The sequence below is a fragment of the Nocardiopsis sp. iso_237 genome, assembly GCF_056173345.1.
In genome coordinates this window covers 3,242,647-3,258,363 of record NZ_CM149669.1, presented here as the reverse complement: position 1 = coordinate 3,258,363, position 15,717 = coordinate 3,242,647, and the positions used below count along the sequence as shown (strand labels likewise).

Sequence of the window (15,717 nt, the reverse complement as noted above, 5' to 3'; positions counted from 1 at the left end):
GGGGGCGCGGGCATCCCCCTCACTCCGGGAGGTCCACCTCTTCGTCCATGGGCAGGATGTACCCCTCACCCTGGTGTTCCCGCAGGGCCCATCCCAGGGGAACCCGGTGGTGCAGGTACGCGGGCAGCGTGGCCTGGGAGAAGTAGAACCCCCTGGATCCGTCCACTCCGGTGAAGTCGGCCAGATCATGGAAGACCGCTCGCTCGAACGAGACCTCCGATCGGAAGTCCACGTTCGCGAAGACCGCCTCAAGCCTGAACTCGGCCGTCTCGAACTGGGCGTCCCGGTGGAAGACCGCACGGGTGAAGCGTGCGTCCCCCGCAAAGGAAGCGGACAGGTACGTCGCGTATCCATGGAAGCTTGCCGTCTCGAAGTCGGCCGTACCCCGGAACACGGACCTGTGCAGGTACAGGACATCCTCGAAGGTCGCTCCGGTGAAGGCGACCGTCTGCTCGAAGCTCGCGTTCTCCAGGAACACCGGCCCCTGGAAGACGGCACCGTCGAACCGGGCGTGGTTCCAGACCCGCATCCCCGACATCGTCGTGTCCCCGTGGAACTCGACCTCGCTGAAGTCGGCCTGGTCGAGCTCGGCGTCCATGAAGGAGAAGTCCCGAAGCAGCGCACCCCTCAGGTCGAGTCGCACGTCCCGCCACAGTTCCAGTTCGTCGCGCGAACACCGCCCCTGGTGGAAGTCATGTGCGGACAGCCTCCGGCTCAGGATCTCCTGGGCCTTCCCGCATGCCTGCCCAGCGTCCGTCCTCGACCAGTCACGCAGGAACGCGCACAGGGCGTCCACGACCGCCTGCCTGAGATCAGGGAAACCGCATCCCAAGGCCTCAAGCTCGTCGAGGGCTCCGGTCCGGAGTACCGACGGGCCGTCGAACAGTTGCAGCACGACCTCCGCCAGCCTCCTACGGGCCTGGTGCACCTCGTTGTTCGCCATGTCCAGGCGGACGTTCTGAGCCTGAATGAGGTAGCCGCTGTTGTCTCCGGAAAAGGAGTTACGCACTCCTTCACCCATTGCCGATCCTTCCCTTCTGCCTGGAAGACCTGGGCGGTGTGTGCGGCTCACCGTCTGTCCACCGCCCGATTCTCACCAGGGAGGTGATCACCGGTGCTACGCCGTCGAGGCCGGGCGGTCGCGGAGTTCGCGCTTGAGGATCTTGCCCGAGGCGTTGCGGGGCAGCTCGCTGACCAACCGCACCGTCTTGGGCACCTTGAACGGCGCCAGGTGCTGGCGCACGTGCTTCACCAGGAGCTCTGGCAGCGCCTCGGTGTCGGCGTCCGCCGCGGGCACCACGTAGGCCGTCACCGCCTCGATCCACTTCTCGTCGGCCGTCCCGACCACCGCGGCCTCGGCCACCCCGGGGTGCGCGAACAACACGTCCTCGATCTCCCGCGAGGCCACCAGCACCCCGCCGGTGTTGATGACGTCCTTGATCCGGTCGACCACCTCGATGTACCCCTCGGCGTCGGCGCGCACCAGGTCACCGGAGTGGAACCACCCGTCCCGGAAGGCCTCCTCGGTCTCCTCGGGCTTGTCCCAGTACCCGAGGCACAGCTGCGGCGACCGGTAGACCACCTCACCGAGTTCGCCCGGCGCGACCTCCACACCGTGCTCGTCCACCACGCGCAGCTCCACGAACAGGGTGGAGCGTCCGGCCGAGGCGGGCCGGTCGGCGTGGTCCTCGGGGCGGAGCACCGTGGCCAGCGGGCCGATCTCACTCTGCCCGAAGCAGTTGTAGAAGCCCAGGTCGGGCAGGGCGGAGCGGAGCCGGTCCAGGACCGGCCCGGGCATGATGGAGGCCCCGTAGTAGGCCTTGCGCAGGCTGGACAGGTCGCGGCCGTCGAACGAGGGGTGGTTGGCCATCGCCACCCACAGTGTGGGGGCGGCGAAGAAGGCCCCGTGCCCGTCGGCCTCGATCCGGTTCAGCAGGTCCGCGGGGTCGGGCGCCTCCACCAGGGTGTTGCGGGCGCCCACCGCCAGCCACGGCATCAGGAACACGTGCAGCTGCGCCGAATGGTAGAGGGGCATGGCGTGCAGGGGGTTGTCCCCGGCGTCGAGGTCCAGCCCCACCAGGCACGACAGGTACTCGTGTACCAGGGCGCGGTGGGTCATCATGGCGCCCTTGGGTCTGGACGTGGTGCCGGAGGTGTACAGGAGCTGGACGAGGTCGGTGTCGGCCACCTCCGCGTCCAGTTCGGGCACCGGCCCCGCCGAGGCCTCCTCCAGCAGTGAGCCGGGGGCGTCGCGCAGCTCCAGCACCTGCTCCACCCCGGTCTCGGTGCGCAGGGCGTCCACCGCCGCCCGCAGCGAGGGGTCCACCAGGGCCACCGTGCTGCCGGACTGCTCCAGCAGGTAGGCCAGCTCCACGCCCTGGAGGGCGAAGTTGATGGGCACGTGCACCAGGCCGACCCGCGCGCAGGCCAGGAACCCGATCAGGTAGGCGTCGGAGTTCCTTCCGTAGGCCGCGACGCGGTCGCCCTTGACCGCGCCCGTCGCCAGCAGGCGCGCGGCGGCCCGGGTGACCGCGTCGTCGAGCCCGGCGTAGGTCCACTCACGGTCGGCGAAGACCAGGGCGGTGTTCGCGGGGGTTCTGGCCGCGCTCCGCCGGAGGATGTCGTCCACGCGGCTGGAGGTCGTCAATGCGGTCATGGCACCTGTCTCTTCCCGTTGGTACGGCCCGGTGGGAGCCGGGCCGCGCACACAGGGACCCATCCTCGGGCCCCGCGAGGCGGCCCGGCAAGTCCGCACGGGCCGGGAACTCCCGCCGCCTCGGGACACCACCCCCTGATCACCGGGGAGGCGGAGCGGGTGTCGTCGAACGTCCGGGGGTCTGACCGCTCCGGTACCTGAGGCGGTTCGACCGGTACCTCAGGGGGAGGCCCGGCCGCACCGCGCGTTCCTAGTGTCGTGGCCATGACGATTCTTCTCTCCGATCCCCGAGTCGCGGGCGTCCCGGTGCGCGACGACGGCAGCGACCTGGTCGCGGTCGAATTCGCACCCCTGGTCCTGGTGAGGCGTCCCCTGGCCGAGCGGCTCGTGCGGGCCCGCCGGAACCTGCCCGCGGGTGTCGACCTGAAGCTGGTCGAGGGCCACCGCAGCCTCGCCGACCAGCAGGAGATCATCGACAGGTACACCACGCAGGTGCGCGAGAGCCATCCGGACGCGGACGCGGACGAGGCCGAGGTGCGCCGACTGTCGAGCCGCTTCGTGTCCCCGATCGGGGTCGCCCCGCACGTGGCCGGGGCCGCTGTCGATCTCACACTCGTCGACGCGCACGGCCGCGAACTGCCCCTGGGGTCGCCGGTCGACGCCACACCTGAGGAGAGCGCGGGCGCCTGCTGGTTCGACGCGGACGTCGACGAACGGGCTCGGGCCAACCGGTCCCTGCTCGCCGCCGTCCTGGGCCGGGAAGGGCTGGTGAACTACCCGACCGAGTGGTGGCACTGGTCCTACGGCGACCGCTACTGGGCGTTGACGACCGGGGCACCGCACGCTCTGTTCGGGCCGGTCGAGCGCCCGGTGGCCACGTGACCGCCGCGACGGTCCCGCGCACCGCCGCGGTTTCGGGCACCGTGACGCGTCCGCACCTCGAGACCGACACCGACGCCGTGGCGGCCAACACCAGGCTCTTCTCCGAGCGCACGAACGCGGACCTCATGGCGGTGGTGAAGGCCGACGGCTTCGGCCACGGTTCGGTCGCGGTGGCCCGCACCGCGCTCGCCCATGGCGCCCGGTGGCTGGGGGTGACCTCGCTGGACGAGGCCCTGGTGCTGCGTCGTGCCGGGATCAGCGCGCCGGTCCTGAGCTGGCTCAACCCCGTGGACCTCGACGCCTCCGCGGCCGCCCGGCACAGCGTCGACCTGGGGGTCGCGAGTCGCGAGCACCTGAACCGCGTGGTGTCCGGCGCCACCCGGGCCGGTCGGCGGGTGCGTGTCCACCTGCACCTGGACACCGGGATGGCGCGCGACGGAGCCGCACCGGGCGACTGGCCGGAGCTCTGCGCCCGGGCCCGTGACGCGGAACGCGCCGGGCTGATCGAGGTCCTGGCGGTCATGGGGCACCTGCCGTGCGCCGACCGGCCCGGTGATCCGACCACGCTGTCGGGGCGCCGCGCCCTGCTCCACGGCCTGGACGTCGCCCGGGCCGCCGGGTTGCGTCCGGTACTGCGGCACCTGGCGTCGACCGCCGCCGCTCTGACCGACGCGACCACCCACCTGGACCTCGTGCGGGTGGGCGCCGGGCTGGTCGGGATCGACCCTTCGGGAACCACGGACCTGAACCCCGCGCTGCGGCTGACCGCCCCGGTGGTCCAGGTCCGCCGGGTCCCGGCCGGAGCCGGCATCGGTTACGGGCACTCCGACGTCACCGACCGACCCACCCACCTCGGGCTGATCCCGATCGGCTACGCCGACGGCCTGCCCCGTGTCGCCAGCGGGCGAGCCGAGGTCCTGGTCGGGGGGCGCCGCCGCAGACTGCGCGGACGGATCTCCATGGACCAGGCGGTCGTCGACCTCGGTGACGACCCGGTGCGGCCGGGCACGGGCGCCGTGGTCTTCGGTCCCGGCCGCGAAGGAGAGCCCACCGTCGAGGACTGGGCCCGTTGGAGCGACACCATCCCCCACGAAATCGTCACCGGCCTGGGGCCGCGACTGCTGAGGAGCACACTGTGAACTCTCCCGTGAACACCCCGCTCAGGGTCGCCGTGATCGGCGGCGGCCGCAACAGCGAACACGAGGTCTCCCTGGCCTCCGCCGCCTCAGTGGCCGCCACCCTGGACGGCGGGGACCGGTACGAGGTGGTCCCGCTGACCATCCGCCGGGACGGTCTCTGGTCCGGCCCGGGCGGCGCCGAGCTGGGCACGTCGGTCGCCCGGAGCCTGGCCGGGGCGGTGGGGATCCTGGCCGACTGCGACGTCGTCCTGCCGGTCGTGCACGGCCCCCGCGGCGAGGACGGTGCCCTGGCCGCGCTCTGTGACCTCGCCGGGGTCCCGTACGCGGGCTCACCGCTGCGCGCCGGTGCCCTGGGGATGGACAAGTGGGCGACCAAGCTCGTCGCCGAGGCCGTCGGTGTCGCGACCGCTCCGGGCCGGCTGGTCACGCGCGCCGACCCGGACGCCCCGGTCTTCGACCGCCCGGTGGTGGTCAAGCCGGTCGCCGCCGGTTCGAGCCACGGCGTGTCCCTGGCACGCGACGCCGCCGGGCTCCGTACGGCGCTGGCGCAGGCCCTGGAACTGGACGACCGCGCCTTGGTCGAGGACGTCGTCACCGGCCGCGAGATCGACCTGGCCGTCGCCGAACTCCCAGGTGGCGACCTGCGGATCAGCCCGCCGTTGGAGATCCTCCTCGACCACGGGCTCTTCGACACGACCACCAAGTACGACGGGTCCGCCCGGTTCGTGGTCTCCCCCGCGATGAAGGACGACGAGCACGCGGCGTTGCGGGAGGCCGCCGAACGGCTCTACCGGGCCCTGGGCTGCCGGGGCCTGGCCCGGGTGGACTTCTTCCTCACCGAGGACGGCCCCGTGCTGAACGAGGTGAACACCATGCCCGGGATGACCGACCAGTCGCAGGTGCCGAAGATGTTCGGGGCCGAGGGCTGGGGATACCGCGCTCTGTTGGAGACGTGGATCGACGCCGCGCTGGGCGAGGTGGCCGTCCGCGACACGTTTGTGTGACCACCGACCGGGCGATGAACTCGCCATCGCCTACCGGAACGAGCACCATGATCGGTGTGAAACGTATTCGCCGCTACGCGCCCGACCTGGCGCTGGCCCTGCCCGTCCTCGCTGCCGCGGCCCTGGAGCTCGTCGCCCGTCTTCAGGGTGCGCCGACGCTGCTGGAGATGGTCGTGTACTCGGGGGTGGGCGTCCCCCTCCGCAGCATCCCCCTGGATCCGGGCACGTACCAGCAGTACGCGCGGGTGTCGATGGTCACCGCGGCGGCCGTCATCGCGGCGGGTTCGGCACTGGCGTGCGCGTTGGCGCGCCACCAGGGCGCCTCCGCGCTGGTGGTCGTCTGGTTGACGGGCCTGGCACAGCTGTGGCTGGGCGGCGACATCCTGGCCGCCCAGCTCTCCGTCGTCTACGTGGCGTTCGCCCTCGCCCGCTGGGGCAGCCGGTCCGTGCTCTGGGCGAGCCTGGCCTCGATCCCGATCGGTACCGTGCTCGTGACCAACCACGTGCTCGACCAGCTGGGGCTGGTCTCGCTGAACGGGCGGGGTGCCCTGTCCGTGGTGGTCGCGAACTACCTCTTCGTCGCTCCGGTCGCCGCTCTGCTCCTGGGGGTGCCCTGGCTGACCGGGCTGGCCGTACGCACCACGCGCTCGGCGCGGGCCTCACAGCGGGCGCGTGTGGAGGCGGAGAGGGAGACCGCCCGTTCCGACGAGATCGCCAGGCTGCGTTCCGAGCAGACCAGGCTCGCCCGGGACGTGCACGACGTGGTGGGCCACTCCCTCGCGGTGATCCTGGCCCAGGCCGAGTCGGCCCAGTTCCGCGATCTCAAGGACGAGCGGATGATCCAGGAGACGCTCGCCAACATCGCCGCCACCTCACGCCGTTCCCTGAACGACGTGCGCTCGGTGCTCAGCTCGACCAGTGACGGTTCGGGAGCCGAGGAGCCGGGGAGCACCGACCTCAACGACCTGATCGAGGGGGTCCGGAGCGCGGGCAACGACATCGAGTCCTCCGTCAGCGGAACCCCCCGTCCGCTGCCGCCGGAGATCCACGTGGTCGCCTACCGCGCACTCCAGGAGATGCTGACCAACGCCCTGAAACACGGCCGACGCGGAACCCGGGTGCGGGTCGGGCAGTGCTGGGACGACGGCCTGCACCTGGAGGTCGAGAACGCGGTCGGCACTGCGGCCCCGGACGGCCGGGACGCCCCGGGCGGCCCCGGTGGCCCCGGCGGCCCCGGACTGGGACAACAAGGTATGGTCCGACGATTGGAGTCCGTGGGCGGTCGACTGAGCTTCGGCCGGGCGACCGTCGACGGAGAGGAACGCTATGTCGCCCGGGCGTGGCTCCCCGTCCGAGCTGTGAGGAAGAGTTGAACGAGTCCGCACCGCCCATCCGGGTCCTGATCGTCGACGACCAGGACCTGTTCCGCACCGGCGTGGCGGTCATCATCGACTCCCAGCCCGACCTCGACGTGGTCGGACAGGCCGCGGACGGCCGCGAGGCGGTGCTGGCCGTCGACCGGCTCCAGCCGGACATCGTCCTGATGGACCTGCGGATGCCCGAACTCGACGGTGTCTCCGCGACCCGGGAGATCTTCGCCCCGGCGCGGGTGGCGCGCCGCCAGCACCCGGTACGGGTCGTGGTGCTCACCACCTTCGACCTCGACGAACGCGCCACCGCGGCGATCCGCTACGGAGCGAGCGGTTTCCTGCTCAAGGGCACCACCCCGGCGATGCTCTGCGACGCGATCCGTACGGTCCACCGTGGGAACGCCGTGCTGGCACCCAACGACCTCGCGACCCTCCTCGACGGTGACTACCGGCCCCGCACACCCCTGCCCAAGGAGTTCGAACAGCTCACGGAGAAGGAACGCGAGGTTCTCGACGCGGTCGCACGCGGCCTGAGCAACGCGGAGATCTCCGCTCGCGTCCACTCCAGCGAGTCCACGATCAAGACCCACGTGGGCTCGATCCTGCGCAAGCTCCGGCTGCGCGACCGGGTGCAGATCGCCGTCTTCGCCCACGAACACGACCTCGTCCGCTGACACCGCTGGTCACGACCGGCCGTGACCAGGCTGGTCGTGGTGGTGGCCCTGACCTGACCATAAAATGAGTACACTCATTATTGATAACACTCATTAAGGTGGCGTGGGTCAGGGGCCGGGAGAGACCGGCTCGTTGCGCACCGCACGGCTACGGAACTCGTGACCGCAACCGCCCCGACCTACACGGCGTCCGTGCTGACGAGACGCCACTCCACTCCGAACCTCACGGGTTCCATGCGGCGGGACGGACCTCTCGCAGGGTGCGCGGAGATTCGCGCCACCACGTCACGGAGAAGGGGCGACACCGATGAAGGCTTTCGTCATCACCAGGTACAAGGACAAGCTGCGGGAGGCCGAGGTCCCCGAACCGGTGGTGGGGGATCGCGACGTGCTCGTGCGGGTGGAGGCCGCCGGGGTGAACCAGCTGGACGAGAAGATCCGCGCCAGTGAGTTCAAGCAGATCCTGCCCTACGGGTTCCCGTTGATCCTGGGCAACGACGTCGCCGGGACGGTCGTCGGCGTCGGAGCCGACGTCCGGGGCTTCACGACCGGCGACCGGGTGTACGCCCGGCCCGGCAAGGACCGGATCGGCACCTTCGCCGAACGCATCGCCGTCGCCGAGACCGACCTGGCCCCCGCACCCTCGTCGCTGTCCTTCGTGGAGGCGGGGTCACTACCCCTGGTCGCGCTCACCGCCTGGCAGGCACTCGTCGAACGCGGCGACGTGGGGCCGGGGCAGAGGGTCCTCATCCACGCGGGCGCCGGCGGTGTCGGGTCGATCGCCGTCCAGCTCGCCAAACACCTCGGCGCGCACGTGGCGACGACCGCCAGCGCCGCCAACGCCGACTTCGTCCGGGAGCTGGGCGCGGACACCGTCATCGACTACCGCAGCCAGGACTTCGAGCAGGTGCTCAACGGCTACGACCTTGTCCTGGACAGCCTGGGCGGCAGGAACCTGGAGAGGTCGCTGCGTGTGCTCCGTCCCGGGGGGAAGGCGATCGGGATCTCCGGACCACCGGACCCTGACTTCGCCCGCGAGATCGGTCTGAACCCACTGCTGCGCCTGGCGATCACCGGCCTGAGCGCGAGGATCCGCCGCCAGGCGAGGAAACTCGGTGTGACGTACGAGTTCCTGTTCATGCGCGCCGACGGTGACCAGCTGCGCCGGATCAGCGCCCTCGTCGACGCCGGAGAGCTGCGCCCCGTCGTGGGGAGGGTGTTCCCCTTCGAAAGGACCCCCCAGGCCCTCCAGGAGCTGGCCGCGGGAGGAGTCCGGGGCAAGGCGGTGATCAGCCGCACCTGACCCTCCCCTCCACAACGTCGTCCACCTCGTCGAGAACCGCGTGCCCGTACACCATCAGGGGTCATCATGAGCAACACCAGCAACGAGCCGGTCAACACCTCGTACGCGAAGGCACCGACCCGCACGGTCACCGCGAGCGGGGTGACCTACGCCTACCGGGAGCTCGGGCCGAGAGGGGGCGTCCCCGTCGTGTTCTTCGTGCACCTGGCCGCGACCCTGGACAACTGGGACCCGCGCGTCGTCGATCCCATCGCCGGGGAACGACACGTCATCGCCTTCGACAACCGTGGCGTCGGGGCCTCGACCGGTGAGGTCCCCGACACCGTGGAGGCGATGGCCGCCGACGCGGCCACCTTCGTCGAGGCCCTCGGGTTCGAGGAGATCGACGTCTTCTCCTTCTCCCTCGGCGGCATGATCGCCCAGGCCCTGGTGGTCGAGCGCCCCGGACTCGTCCGCAGGCTGATCCTCACCGGTACCGGTCCCGCTGGGGGCAAGGGCATCGACAAGGTCGCCGGGACCACCTACTACGACATGGCACGGGCCGCCCTGACCCGGTCGGACCCGAAGGAGTACCTGTTCTTCAACCGGAACGCCACCGGCAGGAAGGCGGGGAAGGCGTTCGTGGAGCGGCTCGGGGAACGCACCTCGGATCGCGACGCGCCTATCAGGGTCAGGGCCTTCCAGAAGCAGTTGAAGGCGATCAAGCGGTGGGGACGCTCGACACCCGCCGACCTCTCGGTGATCACCCAGCCCACCCTGATCGCCAACGGGGACAACGACCGCATGGTGCCCTCTGTGCTCTCCGAGGACCTGCACCGGCGCATCCCCGGCTCCGAACTGGTCATCTACCCGGATTCGGGCCACGGGGGCATCTTCCAGTACCACCGGGAGTTCTCCCCCGTCGCCGTGGAGTTCCTCACCCGTTGACGCCGGGCGCCGCGGCCGTGTACGTGGCACACGGCCGCGGCGCCCGGTCGGCTCAGTCGCTCATGGCGCCGAGCTGCGGGTAGACCACCTCGACCGGAGCGCTGAGACCGGCCTTGGCCTGGACCGAGCTCTCGTCGGCGAGGACTTCGTACTGCCCGGCCTCGGTGGCGTCGAACACGGTGCGCACCAGGTCGGCGGGGTCGGTCTTCGGATCGGTGGTGTGAGCGGCCATCGGGGTGTCGACGTAGCCCACGTGTACTCCGAGGACGTGTACCCCCCGGGGTGCGAGCTCCAGGCGCAGGGAGTTGGTCGCCGACCACAGGGCGGCCTTGGTGGCACTGTAGATTCCGGCCACGGCGTACCAGCTCAGCGCCGAGTGGAGGTCGATGAGGGCCGACGCCTCCTTCGCTGACAGGACGGGGGCGAAGGCACGGGCGAGGAAGAGCGGGCCCAGGAAGTTGGTCTCGACGTTGGCGCGGATCTCCTCGTCGGTGTGGGTGAGGATGCCCGGGCTGGACACCGAGGTCCCGGCGTTGTTGACCAGCACGGTCACGTCTCCGGCGGCTTCGACGGCCTCCTGGATGGAGGCCGGGTCGGTGACGTCGAGGCGCAGGGGGACGATGCGCTCGTCATCCCAGGTTCGGGGCCTGCGTGCGGTGGCGTAGACCTTGGTGGCGCCGCGCGCCAGTGCCTCGTGGACGAACTGCGTACCGATTCCGCCGTTGGCTCCGGTGACCAGGACGACGGATCCATCGATTCCGGGCATGTTCTGTCTCCTCGACTGTTCGCTGTGTGGGATCCGGGTGGGCTGGCGGGGTCCGTCAGCGTGGCCGGGGTGGGGTGGGTGTCGGTGCGGAGGTTCCACCCGTCCGGGGGTGAAGGGCGGTCGGAGCGAGGAACTGCTCATGGGCCGTCTGCTCCGTGGATCGGTCGATCGTGCACGCCGCCTGGAAGGAGCGCTCCACGCCCGCGTGGAAGAATGAACCCGGACATATCCGAGCCCACACATTACTGACTATGCTCATAACTGAGCACGGTCGGATTCCATTCCCGAGGAGGGCACGATGCCATCCGCCTCCCGGCCGCAGGGGCGACGCGAGCGCAACAAGCAGGAGAAGCTCGAACGCATCACCGCCGCGGCGAGTGAACTCTTCACCGAGCACGGGGCCGACGAGGTCACGACCCAGCAGATCGCGGACCGTGCCGACATCGGCGCCGGCACGCTGTTCCTCTATGCCAGGAGCAAGGGCGAACTCCTCCTGCTGGTGCAGAACTCCCACTACTCCGAGTCGCTGGAGCGGGGGATCAGGGACGCCGAGGGCGTCGCCGACGTACTGGATGCCGTGATGGCCATCGTGCGCGCGGTCGTGGAGTGCAACCGTGCGCAGGTCGAGAACGGGCGCACCTACCTGCGCGAGATGGTGTTCGGTGACCCCGAGGAACCCCGCCATCGGGACGCACTCGCGATCACGGCCCGGACCGAGGCGGCCATCGCCGCCGTGCTCGTCCGCCGCGCTGGGATCGGTGAACACGAGGCCGCGACACTCGCGCACATCGTGTCGGCCGTCATGTTCCTCAGCATGGCGGCGTCGGTGAACGTCACGGCGAGCGTGGAGGAGATCGTCCGGGACATCCGCGGCCAGATCGCCGTCATGCTCCCCCGCCGGGCCGGTGACCGCGCCTGAGCGCCCTCCCCGAAGCGGCCAGTCACAGGAAGCCGACCTTGAAGGAGAGGACATGCCGTCTCTACAGGTGGACGCACCCGTCGAGCTCGCAGGGACCACCAAACGCGAGTTGGCGCGCAGGCTGGGCGCCGCCTACAGCCGGATCATGGACACCGTTCCCGACATCGTCACCGTGGTGGTCAACGGTCACGGGTCCGAGAGTGTGTGGCGTTGCACCGGTGAAGAGCCCGTCGTGGCCGGACTCGTCATGGCCGATGTCCGCTCGGGTCGTGACCGTGCCGTACGTGAGCGGGTCGCCCGCGCGATGATCGGGATCTGCGCGGATCTGACAGGAGTCGGGCCGGAGCACTGGAAGGTCGAATTCACACAGCACACCGGTGACGAGATGTTCCATGGCCACCTCGGTGGCTTCAACACCGACTGGAGCCCCGGAGAGAGCCGTGGTCCGGACCCGTCGTGAGGCCACGCGGACCAGGAGGGGCGGCCCGGCAAGGCGGAGGTGCCGTGATTCCGGGCGCGTGGCCCCGGAGCGGAGCGGGTGCGTGGCCTCGCGACGGTCGCCGCGAGGCCACGCCGGGTCAGGCGAACACGGTCATGCCGTAGAGCACGAAGACCATGAGGTGTGCGGCTCCGTGCAGGGCCGTCACCCGTTTGCCGGAGAAGGTCGCCATGGTCAGCAGCAGGGTGACCCCGAGTAGCAGCAGGTTGGTCGGGTCCTCCGCGAGGATGACGGTCTGTCCGGTGAGCAGCCCGATGATGAGCACCGCGGGGATCGTGAGTCCGACAGTGGAGACGAGCGCCCCGTGGCAGAGGTTGCTCACCCGCTGGATCTCGCCGCCGAGGGCGGCGCGGATCGCGGTCAGGGTCTCGGGCAGGAACACGATCATCGCGATGAGGATGCCCGACAGCGCGATCGGAGCGCCCGCGCGGTCGAGACCGTCGTCGAGGAGGCTGGCCATGTCGTGGGACAGCAGCACGATCGGGATGACGGTCAGCACGAGCACGAGCGCGCGGGCGACCACCTCCGACCGGTGTTCGGAGATGACGGCGAGGACCGAGGAACGCTCCTGCTCCACCTCCTGGGATCCCGCTTCCGTGGCCAGCGGGGTGCCCGCCACGGAGACGACCTCCTTGAAGTCGTCGCGCTGGGCCCCCATCTGCCGCGTGAGGAAGGCGACGTAGAGGATCACCGTGAGGATGATGATCGGGATCTCCTGCCCGGCCGTGTAGGCACCGCCCTCACCGATGAGGCCGGGCAGCGCGAACGCGACGGTGCCGAGAACCACGAGCAGCGACAGGTAGGTGGACACGCCGGTGCTGTTGGCGCGGATGTCCCTGTGGCGCAGCCCGCCGATGAGCAGGGACGCGCCGATCACGAGGTTGAGGATGATCATCGTCACGGCCATGACGGAGTCACGGGCGATCGTGGCGTGTTCGCCGGGACCGAGCATGACCGCGGAGATGAGGATGACCTCGATCAGCACGATCGAGAGTGTGAGGATGAGCGTGCCGTAGGGGTCACCGAGGCGGTGTGCCAGGTGTTCGGCCTCGACGACGACGCCGAAGGCACACACGATGATGACGGCGACGATGGCGCCCAGGACCGCGACCAGGGCCGGGGTCGGCAGGTGCGCGGCCAGGAACGGCTGGGCGACGAGGGCCACGATGAACGCGCCCCAGCCCAGGACCAGTCGGATGATCACCGCAGGGGTCAGGACGCTGCGGAGCATGTGCTGAGTTCGCACGGGTGGGTACCCGTTTCTGCTGGGCCGTCCCTGCTCGTGTGCTCGTCCGACGGGCCGTCCCGTCGGGATCCTTCGTCCCGTATTTTACCGTTCCGGATGAGCGGTTCGCCTGGATGCGCCCCTGAGCGACGGGACTCACCCGGCGTGGGAACGCTCGACGGCGGCACGGAGCAGCGCGACGGCGGGGTGCGGGCGTTCGGGATGGGTGTCTAGGTGCGGGGCGACCAGGAGGCGACCGGCGGGGCGACACCGTGTTCCCGGCCCTCCCGGGCGTCGGGGAGGGTCGCCGCCGCCGTCGCGCACGTCGGGGACCCGGAGCGATCGGTTGGTTCAGTCATGCCGTCGACTATTCCACGTTCCGTGCCCGTGGTGTCGCTCTGCGCGACGGTCGGCGGGCCCGCTAGCCTCCGAGGCGTTCGAGCACCGTGCGCGCCGTCTCCAGTCTGACCTCTTTCACCTGGGCGAAGAGCGCGAAGTCCTCGGGGTGTTCCTGGATCAGGTCCTCCTGCTCCGCCGCCTCGGCGTCGCGCCAGACCCGGACCACCGAGGCGTGCTCCTTGCAGGCCACGTCCGCCGTCGCCACCTCGGCCTCCTCCGTTGACGGGCCTTCCTCCCCGCCCGTCCAACGCGCGTCGTCCGACGCCTCGGACGGTGTGGGGTAGTCGAAGCCCCGGTCCGTCATGCACGCGCTCCAGGCGGAGAAGGCGTCGGCCACCGCGGGTGCGTTCCGGGAGGCCTCGAAGCCCGCGTGGATGTAGGAGTTCAGCAGGCCGTGGTCCATGTCCGGGACACCCGCCATGGCGTCCCCGCCCGCCTCCTCGAGGCACCCCGCTCCACTCTCGCTCCCGTAGGCCGCCCGGTGCTCGGTGGCCAGGAGGGTGAGCCGGTCCTCCCGCGTCTCCTCCACGAGGACCTCGTCCGCCGACCCGGGCGGCGCGCCGTAACCGTACCGCTCGGCCACCTCCGCCTCGATCACGCCGTAGCGCCGTCGGTGCGCGGGGTCCGTTCCCTCCTCCTCCGGGGCGGGAAGCACCCGCCAGTCCATACCGCGTCCCCGCATGCAGTCGCGCACGAGCAGGTCCTCGGCGTAGTCGAGCGTTCTCATCTCGAAGGGGGAGAGCGTGTACGCGTCGAAGGGCAGGGTCAGCGACCGCACATTCTCCCCCGCGGGAAGATAGCGGTCTCCGTCGGCCTCGTCCTGGACGCCGCAGGCGGCGAGACCAACGGCGAAGCACAGCGCTCCGGCCACCGTGAGAATTCGTTTCATCGGTTCTCCAGCGGAAGGGTGCCGGGAAGGCCGCGCACGGCTTTCCCGGCACACCGGTCACCAGACCCGGATCGAGCTGATCTTGTTGTCGAATCCGTTGTTGGTCAGGTCCTTGTCGGACGAGTTCCTCTGCGCGTAGTAGGAGGGCCCCTTGTACTCCGCGTGCTCGTGGAAGGAGGCGTCGCTGGACTTCTGGTTCTTCATCGAACTGGCGTTGTCGTTGACGATACGGCAGCCCGATCCGCTCCAACAGTTGCCGGAGAGGTTGCGGTCACTCCCGGAGGTCCGCCAGGACCCGCCCTTGTAGTCGTCGTGTTCGTAGAGGTAGATGTAGGTGGCCTGCGCCTCGACCAGGGGGACGCTCGCGGCCGAGGCCGTCGCGGCCGTGCCGAGCACACCGGCGACGGCGACGGCGGCCACCGTCGCGGCGGCGGCGAACAATCGCTTCTTGGCAGACATGGATTCCCTCATTCGATCGGGGACACCGGTTACCGCCACGACCGGAATGGATCGGTCGCGCGTCACCGCGTCCACCCACGACGTTAGGCGAGGAGGTCGGGCAGGAAAAGGGAATTTCCTGGCCACATCAGGCCGCCCCTGCTCGAACATTCCATGAATTAAAGCCCATAGTGGGGCAATTACCGATATACATTGATACGCCCCACTGCAATACCGAATTCGTTGGTTGCTCATATCCGACAGGGAGCTCAGGGACGGGTGTGGCCTCCGTTCACCCGATCCGGCGTCACGCGCCTCCACCACCCCGCCGTCGGGACCTGGAGCTCACCCACGAGGCGCTGGACCTGCCCGCGAACCCGGACTGGTTCGTGTTCGCCTTCACCGCCGAGCCCGGCGGCCCGTCCGAGGAACGCCTGGGGCTGCTCGGAAGCCTCGCGGCCTCCCCCGCGCAGAACCGGGCGAGCGGACACTGACCCGGCGACACACCGACCCCCGACCGCTCGGGCGGATCCCCGCGTTCCTTCGACATCATGAACGGGCACCGGCCATCACGGAGAGTGTCGAGGCGTGCACCGAACTTCCCTGATCCGACGACCCAAGGAAGCA

At 70.1% G+C, this 15,717-nt stretch carries 17 protein-coding genes; 10 read left to right on the top strand and 7 right to left on the bottom strand.

The window, feature by feature from the left end:
- Positions 1 to 19: 19 nt before the first annotated feature.
- Positions 20 to 1,009: a pentapeptide repeat-containing protein gene (locus tag AC0VYM_RS14940; RefSeq protein ID WP_475462888.1), complete on the bottom strand. Its 990-nt coding sequence runs from the start codon at positions 1,007 to 1,009 to the stop codon at positions 20 to 22.
- Between the two features lie 108 nt (positions 1,010 to 1,117).
- Positions 1,118 to 2,656, bottom strand: coding sequence for a fatty acyl-CoA synthetase (locus AC0VYM_RS14935; protein WP_475462887.1), 1,539 nt, complete (start codon positions 2,654 to 2,656; stop codon positions 1,118 to 1,120).
- A gap of 264 nt (positions 2,657 to 2,920) precedes the next feature.
- Here AC0VYM_RS14935 and AC0VYM_RS14930 point away from each other — a divergent pair, with 264 nt between their 5' ends.
- The 7 genes from AC0VYM_RS14930 to AC0VYM_RS14900 all read left to right on the top strand — a co-directional run bounded on the left by AC0VYM_RS14930 (position 2,921) and on the right by AC0VYM_RS14900 (position 9,955).
- A complete protein-coding gene (locus tag AC0VYM_RS14930; RefSeq protein WP_475462886.1) occupies positions 2,921 to 3,538 on the top strand; it encodes a M15 family metallopeptidase in 618 nt (205 codons plus the stop codon).
- A complete protein-coding gene (gene alr, locus AC0VYM_RS14925; RefSeq protein WP_475462885.1) occupies positions 3,535 to 4,677 on the top strand; it encodes an alanine racemase in 1,143 nt (380 codons plus the stop codon). The genes AC0VYM_RS14930 and alr overlap by 4 nt, the downstream gene beginning before the upstream one ends.
- Positions 4,674 to 5,681: a D-alanine--D-alanine ligase family protein gene (locus tag AC0VYM_RS14920; RefSeq protein ID WP_475462884.1), complete on the top strand. Its 1,008-nt coding sequence runs from the start codon at positions 4,674 to 4,676 to the stop codon at positions 5,679 to 5,681. Before alr ends, AC0VYM_RS14920 begins: the two co-directional genes overlap by 4 nt.
- Positions 5,682 to 5,737: 56 nt before the next feature.
- Complete coding sequence (locus AC0VYM_RS14915) at positions 5,738 to 7,054, top strand: sensor histidine kinase (protein WP_475462883.1); 1,317 nt, start codon at positions 5,738 to 5,740, stop codon at positions 7,052 to 7,054.
- Entirely contained in the window at positions 7,051 to 7,725 is a 675-nt protein-coding gene (locus tag AC0VYM_RS14910) for a response regulator (RefSeq protein ID WP_475462882.1), read from the top strand. The genes AC0VYM_RS14915 and AC0VYM_RS14910 overlap by 4 nt, the downstream gene beginning before the upstream one ends.
- Before the next feature lie 307 nt (positions 7,726 to 8,032).
- Entirely contained in the window at positions 8,033 to 9,028 is a 996-nt protein-coding gene (locus AC0VYM_RS14905; RefSeq protein ID WP_475462881.1) for an NADP-dependent oxidoreductase, read from the top strand.
- A 66-nt stretch (positions 9,029 to 9,094) separates the two neighbouring features.
- A complete protein-coding gene (locus AC0VYM_RS14900) occupies positions 9,095 to 9,955 on the top strand; it encodes an alpha/beta fold hydrolase (protein ID WP_475462880.1) in 861 nt (286 codons plus the stop codon).
- A gap of 52 nt (positions 9,956 to 10,007) precedes the next feature.
- Here AC0VYM_RS14900 and AC0VYM_RS14895 read toward each other — a convergent pair whose 3' ends face one another.
- Positions 10,008 to 10,721 carry an SDR family oxidoreductase gene (locus tag AC0VYM_RS14895; RefSeq protein WP_475462879.1) on the bottom strand — a complete coding sequence of 238 codons (714 nt, stop codon included), beginning with the start codon at positions 10,719 to 10,721 and terminating at the stop codon, positions 10,008 to 10,010.
- Between the two features lie 298 nt (positions 10,722 to 11,019).
- Here AC0VYM_RS14895 and AC0VYM_RS14890 point away from each other — a divergent pair, with 298 nt between their 5' ends.
- A complete protein-coding gene (locus AC0VYM_RS14890; RefSeq protein WP_475462878.1) occupies positions 11,020 to 11,640 on the top strand; it encodes a TetR/AcrR family transcriptional regulator in 621 nt (206 codons plus the stop codon).
- A 52-nt stretch (positions 11,641 to 11,692) separates the two neighbouring features.
- Positions 11,693 to 12,100, top strand: coding sequence for a hypothetical protein (locus AC0VYM_RS14885; protein ID WP_475462877.1), 408 nt, complete (start codon positions 11,693 to 11,695; stop codon positions 12,098 to 12,100).
- A 118-nt stretch (positions 12,101 to 12,218) separates the two neighbouring features.
- On the opposite strand, the gene AC0VYM_RS14880 is transcribed toward AC0VYM_RS14885, so the two are convergent.
- From AC0VYM_RS14880 to AC0VYM_RS14865, 4 genes are all read right to left on the bottom strand, one after another.
- Positions 12,219 to 13,385 carry a calcium:cation antiporter gene (locus AC0VYM_RS14880; protein WP_475462876.1) on the bottom strand — a complete coding sequence of 389 codons (1,167 nt, stop codon included), beginning with the start codon at positions 13,383 to 13,385 and terminating at the stop codon, positions 12,219 to 12,221.
- Between the two features lie 209 nt (positions 13,386 to 13,594).
- A complete protein-coding gene (locus AC0VYM_RS14875; protein WP_475462875.1) occupies positions 13,595 to 13,723 on the bottom strand; it encodes a hypothetical protein in 129 nt (42 codons plus the stop codon).
- Between the two features lie 62 nt (positions 13,724 to 13,785).
- Positions 13,786 to 14,652: an LptM family lipoprotein gene (locus AC0VYM_RS14870; protein WP_475462874.1), complete on the bottom strand. Its 867-nt coding sequence runs from the start codon at positions 14,650 to 14,652 to the stop codon at positions 13,786 to 13,788.
- A gap of 57 nt (positions 14,653 to 14,709) precedes the next feature.
- A complete protein-coding gene (locus tag AC0VYM_RS14865) occupies positions 14,710 to 15,111 on the bottom strand; it encodes a peptidase inhibitor family I36 protein (RefSeq protein WP_475462873.1) in 402 nt (133 codons plus the stop codon).
- A 260-nt stretch (positions 15,112 to 15,371) separates the two neighbouring features.
- Here AC0VYM_RS14865 and AC0VYM_RS14860 point away from each other — a divergent pair, with 260 nt between their 5' ends.
- Positions 15,372 to 15,584 carry a hypothetical protein gene (locus AC0VYM_RS14860; RefSeq protein WP_475462872.1) on the top strand — a complete coding sequence of 71 codons (213 nt, stop codon included), beginning with the start codon at positions 15,372 to 15,374 and terminating at the stop codon, positions 15,582 to 15,584.
- Positions 15,585 to 15,717 lie beyond the last annotated feature (133 nt).

Excerpts from the sequence above, each read along its gene's own strand:
- AC0VYM_RS14935 (WP_475462887.1), bottom strand. The coding sequence starts at position 2,656 with ATGACCGCATTGACGACCTCCAGCCGCGTGGACGACATCCTCCGGCGG.
- AC0VYM_RS14930 (WP_475462886.1), top strand. The coding sequence starts at position 2,921 with ATGACGATTCTTCTCTCCGATCCCCGAGTCGCGGGCGTCCCGGTGCGC.
- AC0VYM_RS14905 (WP_475462881.1), top strand. The coding sequence starts at position 8,033 with ATGAAGGCTTTCGTCATCACCAGGTACAAGGACAAGCTGCGGGAGGCC.
- AC0VYM_RS14900 (WP_475462880.1), top strand. The coding sequence starts at position 9,095 with ATGAGCAACACCAGCAACGAGCCGGTCAACACCTCGTACGCGAAGGCA.
- AC0VYM_RS14895 (WP_475462879.1), bottom strand. The coding sequence starts at position 10,721 with ATGCCCGGAATCGATGGATCCGTCGTCCTGGTCACCGGAGCCAACGGC.
- AC0VYM_RS14890 (WP_475462878.1), top strand. The coding sequence starts at position 11,020 with ATGCCATCCGCCTCCCGGCCGCAGGGGCGACGCGAGCGCAACAAGCAG.
- AC0VYM_RS14885 (WP_475462877.1), top strand. The coding sequence starts at position 11,693 with ATGCCGTCTCTACAGGTGGACGCACCCGTCGAGCTCGCAGGGACCACC.
- AC0VYM_RS14875 (WP_475462875.1), bottom strand. The coding sequence starts at position 13,723 with ATGACTGAACCAACCGATCGCTCCGGGTCCCCGACGTGCGCGACGGCG.
- AC0VYM_RS14870 (WP_475462874.1), bottom strand. The coding sequence starts at position 14,652 with ATGAAACGAATTCTCACGGTGGCCGGAGCGCTGTGCTTCGCCGTTGGT.
- AC0VYM_RS14865 (WP_475462873.1), bottom strand. The coding sequence starts at position 15,111 with ATGTCTGCCAAGAAGCGATTGTTCGCCGCCGCCGCGACGGTGGCCGCC.